Below are 6,348 nucleotides of genomic sequence, written 5' to 3'. Positions count from 1 at the left end.
TATTAAGTGAGAGAGTATGAGTGCTGAAAAAAAGAAAACTACACCATTAGGAAAAAGTGAGGGAGCGGAACCGGAGCGATTCATCCCGGATGGGATGGGTATGTTCCAACGTAATGTAAAACGTATAGGGGATTGTGCGCTGGCGTTTTTGGCCTTGATCGTATTCTCCCCGCTGTTTTTACTTTGTTATATCGCCGTAAAACGGGAGGATGGAGGCCCGGCGATCTTTAAGCAAGAGCGTATCGGTCGTTTCGGTCGCCCGTTCAACATCTATAAGTTCCGCAGTATGCGTTTGGACGCGGAGAAGTTCGGTCCGGCCCTTTACAAGGGTGGGGCAGATCCCCGTATGACCCGTGTCGGAAAATTCCTCCGGGTACATCACTTGGACGAGTTGCCCCAGTTATGGAATGTCTTCGTGGGCGACATGTCCTTTATCGGTCCCCGTCCCGAGCGTAAGTTCTACATCGACCAGATCATGGAGCGTGATCCCCGTTACCGTTACCTCTACCAGATCCGTCCGGGGGTGACCTCTTACGCCACGCTCTACAATGGGTATACGGACACGGTCGATAAGATGCTCCGCCGCTTGCGTTACGACCTGTTCTATCTGGAGCATCGCTCTTGGCTGTTCGATTTCAAGATATTGGTGAAGACCTTCTTGAATATAGCGTTCGGTAAGAAATTCTGATATTTCTGTAATATCTTGTGGTAAAACTTTGTTTGTAAGATAATATAGCTATCTTTGCGTAATAACATAAAAAACGAAACCTCTATGGATAACAAAAAAAAAGAAATGAGACCAGTGTCTGTCTTTCAAAAGATATTGGAAGACAAACGAATTATTCGAGAATGTATTCAAAAGGGAGGTGATATAAAAGAAATAGCACGACAACGTGGAATCAAGTTTGCCACTCCCTTATGATATAGTAGAGGAAAGTGATTGGAATTATTCATTTAAGACTAAGCATGGCATTGTTTATCATGCTTATTTTATAGATTTTTCAATATACCATCCGACATTTGATAATGTCTATACTTTTAATATAGAGCCGGAGTCAGATAGACCTCATCCGATAGATAATCGTATAGCGATGACCATAGTCTCGTTATTACGGATATTCTTCTCAAGGAACGACCATGCGATGATAATGGTTTGTGATAATTTAGATGGCAAAGAAAAAAAGCGCAGATTGTTGTTCTCTAAATGGTATTCTGCTTATAATGATGGAAGCATCATAAAATACGATGCTTCCACCCAAATCGATGATTACCTGCTTTACGTTTCTATTTATTTAAATAAAAATAATTCGAAACGTAATGTTTTAGTTCAAGCCTTCTATGAATTAGTAAAGAATAATTTATATCCAATAGATGAATGACGACTATTTTTTGTGGAGGCATAGTATGGCTTTCATAAGGTTTCATACTCCTTCCTTGCGTCAAAGCAAGGGCAAGCCTTCTTTATATAGGGGCTAAGCTGGTAATGCCCTAGAATACGTGCCTCCGGGTAGTCCCTTCGTAATTGCCGTAGCAGATCCATCAAGGTACAGCGCTGGGCGTAGGTCCGGGTATCGGCCGGACGGCCTTGTTCGTCGAGTCCTCCCTCGTAACATATACCGATACTTTTGTCGTTCCATCCGGCTGCGTGCGCCCCGATCTGGTTGACCGGCCGGCAGCGGTGCAGTTCCCCGTCCCGTGTGATATAGAAATGATACCCGATATCGGCGAATCCCCGTGCCTTGTGCGATGAACGGAGCGCCTCCACAGGAAAATCCCTGTCATATCGTGTGGCCGAGCAATGAATTACAAGGAGTCTGACCTCCCTATAATTCTGGTAGAAACAATAAGCCTTACCCATGATAATTGAAAATTAGAGAATACAGGATTGGATGCCAAGTGCTCCCGCGATGGCGGTAGCTACGGCGATGATCACTTTGATAATAGTACTCCATACGGACTTTTTCATGAATTATGAATTTTAAATTATGAGTTATGAATTAGGAATCCCGGCTGATATAAGAGGAAAGCTTCGCTTTCCTTGGGACGGCCTCAGCGGACGGGCGTCAAGCGAAGAGACCGCAGCGAGCGTGAGGAGCATCCCTGTCTGAGCGAAGCGAGTTGGGATGCGACAGCGAGCGTAGGTCTCGAAGTAGCCCGTCAGCGTCAGCCTTGACCTTTTGGTTACTTTTGGGTCAAGCCAAAAGTGACACATCAGATCTCATCAGGCGACTCAGAATCGGAACCGCCCCCTTCCTCCACCGGCGTCCCGAGTATCGTCACCTTGAGCAACGAAGTCTTCTCGCCCAGCAGCGAGTAGCGTCGTGCCCCGTTCAGTATGGTATAGGAAGGCGAGAATCCCGGTACGATAGTCCGTATATGCGTAGCCTTGACCTCGGGGGCGGTCGCTACCCCCTTCTCCGTGACGAAGCGGTTATAGACGGTTCCGAACCCCAGCAGTTCCACCTTGTAGCCTTTCTGCAGGTTCTTGATGACATACCGCTGATAACGATCCAATACGTTCAATACGTCACCCTTCGTGAGCGAGGACTCCTCGGCGATCTGGTCGGCCGCGTCTTGCGTGGACAGGGTACCGAAATAATAGGGAACCGGCTTGTACACCTCCTGCTTGGGATCCGTCTTGGGGATAAAAAACTTTCGTGCTTGAAATGCTTGTGGCATGGTAATTGAAAATTAAAAGTTGATAATAGAAAATTAATTGTTTGTTGATCAACGTTACAAAGATAGGTTCCGCCGTAAGAGGCGGTGATGCCGGTTGATGCCCGGGGCAGGGAATAACGATTAATTAACATGGGACACGGTGATAACCGCCGGTTTCTTACGCTGCCCATCGTAAGCCCCTTTGAATAGGCATTATAAGAAGCCTTGGATGGGCATTGTAAAGACCTTAGAATGCCTGTTCTAGTTGACAAGTGACAATAGGCCGTTTTAATTTACCGCTGTGCGTAACTGTCAACTAATTTACGGTTCACCAAGATAGAGTATGATCAACCCCACCTGTCGTGGCGTAAATATACGTTGCTCGGGGCGGTAGCCCGTCTCCCGCAGCTTATCGTACAACTCCGTGCATCGGATGATCCAACGGCGTAGACGGTTACAAGCTTGATGGGAGGCCAGCTCCGGGAAATAGGATGCCGCCAATGCGGACTTTCTTAATGGTAAGGACATTTGATTTATTGTTTATGGATTATGAATCTGGGAAAATGAAACTTGCGAACTTGCAAACTTGCAGTCGGTTCCATACCTCACACACATACATGTACATTATAAAGGGGATTGGGGTGTCTGGCGTTGTTTGGCCGTGAATATATATTCACCCCGTGCGTTCTTTTGGATCACGCCCTTTTCCAGCATACGCCGTAAGTGAGAGTCTAGGGTATCGGTACCCATGCCGATCCTCTTTGCCTCCCGGAGCGCCTCTTGGCGGTTGAAGGCGAGGGGGAGGGCATCGAATAACGCCTCCTGAGGTGTAGGTTCCCGTTGTTGCACGTCGGTGGCGGGCAGGATAGACAGGATGTGGCAAGCGTGCCGGTAAAGAGGCTCGGTGAGGTTGAGCACGGCCTCGAAATCAGCCTCTGTCGCTATCAAGTCCAGTTTCGGTACGATACCGTCTCGGACATTCTCTTCCGGTATGTCATCGGAAGGGGAGAGACCGGGGGAATTGAGAATGGAAAATTGAGAATTGAAAATTGTTTTGTGTGGCGGGAGGAGTTTTTCCGTGGCTCGTAGCAGGGCCACCACGCTTAGGATTCGGCAGATGTTGATGGCGATACGTGCCACGGTGCTTCTCATGGCTCCCCCATGCGTGAAACCCGCATGGCCGAAAAGTTGCGCGAAACGTTCGTTGAAACGGATTTTTTGCTCTTCGGACAGCTTGAGCTGAATGAGATTCACGGAAGTGCCGAGCCACTCGATGAACGTCTTCCACTGTTTGCCCCATCCGGTGAACCGGGAATCATAATCCTCATCGGACAGGTCGAACTGGTTTACCCATTCGGTGATGGAGGGCATATAGTAAAACATCTGGCGTGAGAACAATCCGTTCTCGGCCGAGGGAATGAGCGGTTTCACCTGTGCCGGTGTCCCGCTTAACAAGACACTGAGAAAAGATTTCATACATTCCAGATACTCATGATTCATACGCCGGTTAAAGGCTAGTCGGTCATGATCGTAGCATTTGCGCAAGGTATCGCTCCAATGGCCGTAATCCGTGCCGATGGCGGTGCTGACGGTATCCGCCTCGGTCTCACAGATCAGTCCCACGCCATCCGCCTCGATGAGGTTCTCTAATACGCCCGTTCCGGAGTTATCGCCGGCGATCAGGAACATCTTAGGCTTTGGCTCTTCCGGCTCAGGGGTTTTCGCCCGCTCCTTGCCTAGGGAACCCCACCGTGCCTTCTCCAGCCGGTATTCCTTGCGTAGGGATTTGAATTCCTCCATCATTGCCTCGTGGATCGGTTCGGCTAGGTGGCGTACCCAAGTGAGCGCCCCCTTTCCCGAGGCGGGAGGCGCCACGATGAAGGTTTGCAGGCAGGGATAATGGTATTTACGTCCGTAGAGTATGCGCAAGTGCTTGTTGAGGGTAGCGCCTAGTACGGTGACGGCACCTAGCAGCAGGATATCCCGTTGCGCCGGGGAGTCACCGCAGTCGATGAGCTGGTTCAAGAAAGGGGGCCAATCATAGTTTCCGAAGACGGGCATATTAATGTACGCCTCATGTGCGCAGGTGTGTGTGAGAGGATGAGCGGGCTGCAAGTTTGCAAGTTCGCAAGTTTCGGGCTGCTTCCCTGCGTAGCTCCGGGCGGTACCGGCCAGTTGCTTGTCGAGTTTCACGCCAGCGGTCTCTGCCCAGTGATAGACAGACCCGATTCCGTTTCGCCCGTTACCCCCTTTGAGGGCGTGGTCGAAGAGTCTGTCCGCCTCGTCGGACACATACTTTTCCGAGATACGGCAGATGCGATGGAACAACGACTGTCCCGCCTCGCCGCAATCGTTGGCGATAGCGAAGGCCAGCGGCATATACTCTTGATAGGTGGGAGCGACGTTCGCCCCCTGTTTCTCGATAGCGGCCACGAGCCGCTCTAAATCTTGAATAGTGTTCATGGTAATATATAATTTTCAATTTTCAATTCTCAATTTTCAATTGCCACGATTTCTCAGCTTGGCTGAAGAGTCGTGGCAGAGGAAACAAGCCCTTGACAAGTCGGCGTTTGAGGTATCGGCTTTCAGTCCGTATCTCCACTCAAGGTATTCCCAAGCCGATCGTCGTGCCTCGTCGAAGGCCCACTCGATCGTGGCGGTAACGGACAAACGATAAGGCACGAAGAGCTTTACGCCTGTGTTACTGGGGCTGATGAAGGCGAGGTCGGGGCGTAGTCGCTCGTCGGCGAACAGCGTGTCTCGCCACGTACAAGCCTCCTCGGGCGAGGCGAGATGATCGATATCGATAACCAGTTCACCCGAGGGAAAAAGCAACCGGTCCTCCTTTCGGTAGGAGAATACCCCGGCGGGCGTGACGTAGGGCAGGAGGCTTTGCTTCAACTGCTTGAAGCGTTTCTCGTCGTCCAGTGCGACACGTGTGCGGTCCGTCCGTTCCCGTAGCCATTCATTGGTGCTGATATAGGCATGCAATTGGATGATACTGACCACTCCGTTTGGCACTTGATTGGTAATCGGAGCGTTGTAAAAAGACATGATGGATTCTTCCATTGTGTTTGTTTTTTAATAAGGTTTAAACAATGATGATCCAAGGCTTTCGCTTCGGATCGCAGGTAAAGATATAGCCTTTGAATTTGTGGGTGGCGCACTCATGGGTGCGCCAATTTAAGAATATTATAACCTATTTTAATGTTTCTTCAAGGTTTTAGCGTTTCACCATGGAGAGATTTCCCCCTTGAGACGTAATGATCGAACCGCAAAGCTCGGATCTGAACCCTTGGATTCGTGTGGCGTCCTTCGAGGTATACCTCATCTTAGATCGTTGGGGTCTGTCCTCCGTGCGAGACGCTTCCGTGTTCTTGGGTATCAGCCGCCACACACTGTCGAAGTTGAGTCCAAGCCATCCGGATGGCAGTCTGCGGCTGGAATCACTAGACCGTGTCTACGCCACCTTCCTCCACTTGGTGTCCTTCCATTTCCCGGAGAAGGAGCGTGAGCCCGAGCGAAATGAACTCCGATGTTCCCGCAGCCGGATACTGGAGCTGAGCTATCCGCTATCGGGGAAGGTGCGGGAGAGGGTGGAGAAAGAGAGGGGTTGAGGAAGATAATCGCTTATTTTGAGGGGAAATGTTTGCAGCAAAGAAAGAAATGGTTTCTATATGTTCTTATAAA

Annotated in this window: 11 protein-coding genes; 5 read left to right on the top strand and 6 right to left on the bottom strand. The window is 49.8% G+C overall.

Going from position 1 to position 6,348, the window contains the following annotated elements:
• Positions 1 to 16 precede the first annotated feature (16 nt).
• From DWY79_RS18110 to DWY79_RS18105, 3 genes are all read left to right on the top strand, one after another.
• Entirely contained in the window at positions 17 to 688 is a 672-nt protein-coding gene (locus DWY79_RS18110) for a sugar transferase (protein WP_036650939.1), read from the top strand.
• Between the two features lie 84 nt (positions 689 to 772).
• Positions 773 to 922: a hypothetical protein gene (locus DWY79_RS23115; protein WP_005862749.1), complete on the top strand. Its 150-nt coding sequence runs from the start codon at positions 773 to 775 to the stop codon at positions 920 to 922.
• Complete coding sequence (locus DWY79_RS18105) at positions 894 to 1,379, top strand: DUF6169 family protein (protein WP_005862747.1); 486 nt, start codon at positions 894 to 896, stop codon at positions 1,377 to 1,379. Before DWY79_RS23115 ends, DWY79_RS18105 begins: the two co-directional genes overlap by 29 nt.
• 32 nt (positions 1,380 to 1,411) lie before the next feature.
• On the opposite strand, the gene DWY79_RS18100 is transcribed toward DWY79_RS18105, so the two are convergent.
• Together DWY79_RS18100 and DWY79_RS22610 are read right to left on the bottom strand one after the other, a co-directional pair.
• A complete protein-coding gene (locus DWY79_RS18100; RefSeq protein ID WP_008772314.1) occupies positions 1,412 to 1,858 on the bottom strand; it encodes an N-acetylmuramoyl-L-alanine amidase in 447 nt (148 codons plus the stop codon).
• Between the two features lie 12 nt (positions 1,859 to 1,870).
• Positions 1,871 to 1,966, bottom strand: a complete 96-nt coding sequence (locus tag DWY79_RS22610; protein WP_005855736.1) for a smalltalk protein — start codon at positions 1,964 to 1,966, stop codon at positions 1,871 to 1,873.
• A 72-nt stretch (positions 1,967 to 2,038) separates the two neighbouring features.
• Between DWY79_RS22610 and DWY79_RS23315 the strand changes: the two genes are divergently transcribed.
• Positions 2,039 to 2,173 carry a hypothetical protein gene (locus DWY79_RS23315; RefSeq protein ID WP_255420292.1) on the top strand — a complete coding sequence of 45 codons (135 nt, stop codon included), beginning with the start codon at positions 2,039 to 2,041 and terminating at the stop codon, positions 2,171 to 2,173.
• A gap of 38 nt (positions 2,174 to 2,211) precedes the next feature.
• Here the strand turns inward: DWY79_RS23315 and DWY79_RS18090 are convergent, their stop codons facing one another.
• The 4 genes from DWY79_RS18090 to DWY79_RS18075 all read right to left on the bottom strand — a co-directional run bounded on the left by DWY79_RS18090 (position 2,212) and on the right by DWY79_RS18075 (position 5,727).
• The gene (locus DWY79_RS18090) at positions 2,212 to 2,679 is read right to left on the bottom strand and encodes an HU family DNA-binding protein (RefSeq protein WP_005857915.1); all 468 of its coding nucleotides are present in this window, start codon (positions 2,677 to 2,679) and stop codon (positions 2,212 to 2,214) included.
• A gap of 300 nt (positions 2,680 to 2,979) precedes the next feature.
• A complete protein-coding gene (locus DWY79_RS18085) occupies positions 2,980 to 3,186 on the bottom strand; it encodes a DUF4248 domain-containing protein (RefSeq protein ID WP_057326494.1) in 207 nt (68 codons plus the stop codon).
• Positions 3,187 to 3,282: 96 nt separating this feature from the next.
• Positions 3,283 to 5,121, bottom strand: coding sequence for a DUF3987 domain-containing protein (locus DWY79_RS18080; protein ID WP_122369989.1), 1,839 nt, complete (start codon positions 5,119 to 5,121; stop codon positions 3,283 to 3,285).
• A gap of 36 nt (positions 5,122 to 5,157) precedes the next feature.
• Complete coding sequence (locus DWY79_RS18075) at positions 5,158 to 5,727, bottom strand: BT4734/BF3469 family protein (RefSeq protein WP_122369987.1); 570 nt, start codon at positions 5,725 to 5,727, stop codon at positions 5,158 to 5,160.
• Positions 5,728 to 5,921: 194 nt separating this feature from the next.
• Here DWY79_RS18075 and DWY79_RS18070 point away from each other — a divergent pair, with 194 nt between their 5' ends.
• Positions 5,922 to 6,275 carry a hypothetical protein gene (locus DWY79_RS18070; RefSeq protein WP_122369985.1) on the top strand — a complete coding sequence of 118 codons (354 nt, stop codon included), beginning with the start codon at positions 5,922 to 5,924 and terminating at the stop codon, positions 6,273 to 6,275.
• Positions 6,276 to 6,348 lie beyond the last annotated feature (73 nt).

This window comes from Parabacteroides sp. AF27-14 (assembly GCF_003635425.1).
Taxonomy (GTDB): domain Bacteria; phylum Bacteroidota; class Bacteroidia; order Bacteroidales; family Tannerellaceae; genus Parabacteroides; species Parabacteroides distasonis.
Note: the sequence above shows the minus strand (reverse complement) of the source record. Positions and strands in the feature narration are given on the sequence as shown.

Bases quoted from the DNA above. Each gene is read 5' to 3' on its own strand.
- DWY79_RS18110 (WP_036650939.1), top strand. From the start codon at position 17: ATGAGTGCTGAAAAAAAGAAAACTACACCATTAGGAAAAAGTGAGGGA.
- DWY79_RS23115 (WP_005862749.1), top strand. From the start codon at position 773: ATGGATAACAAAAAAAAAGAAATGAGACCAGTGTCTGTCTTTCAAAAG.
- DWY79_RS18100 (WP_008772314.1), bottom strand. From the start codon at position 1,858: ATGGGTAAGGCTTATTGTTTCTACCAGAATTATAGGGAGGTCAGACTC.
- DWY79_RS22610 (WP_005855736.1), bottom strand. From the start codon at position 1,966: ATGAAAAAGTCCGTATGGAGTACTATTATCAAAGTGATCATCGCCGTA.
- DWY79_RS18090 (WP_005857915.1), bottom strand. From the start codon at position 2,679: ATGCCACAAGCATTTCAAGCACGAAAGTTTTTTATCCCCAAGACGGAT.
- DWY79_RS18085 (WP_057326494.1), bottom strand. From the start codon at position 3,186: ATGTCCTTACCATTAAGAAAGTCCGCATTGGCGGCATCCTATTTCCCG.
- DWY79_RS18080 (WP_122369989.1), bottom strand. From the start codon at position 5,121: ATGAACACTATTCAAGATTTAGAGCGGCTCGTGGCCGCTATCGAGAAA.
- DWY79_RS18075 (WP_122369987.1), bottom strand. From the start codon at position 5,727: ATGGAAGAATCCATCATGTCTTTTTACAACGCTCCGATTACCAATCAA.
- DWY79_RS18070 (WP_122369985.1), top strand. From the start codon at position 5,922: ATGATCGAACCGCAAAGCTCGGATCTGAACCCTTGGATTCGTGTGGCG.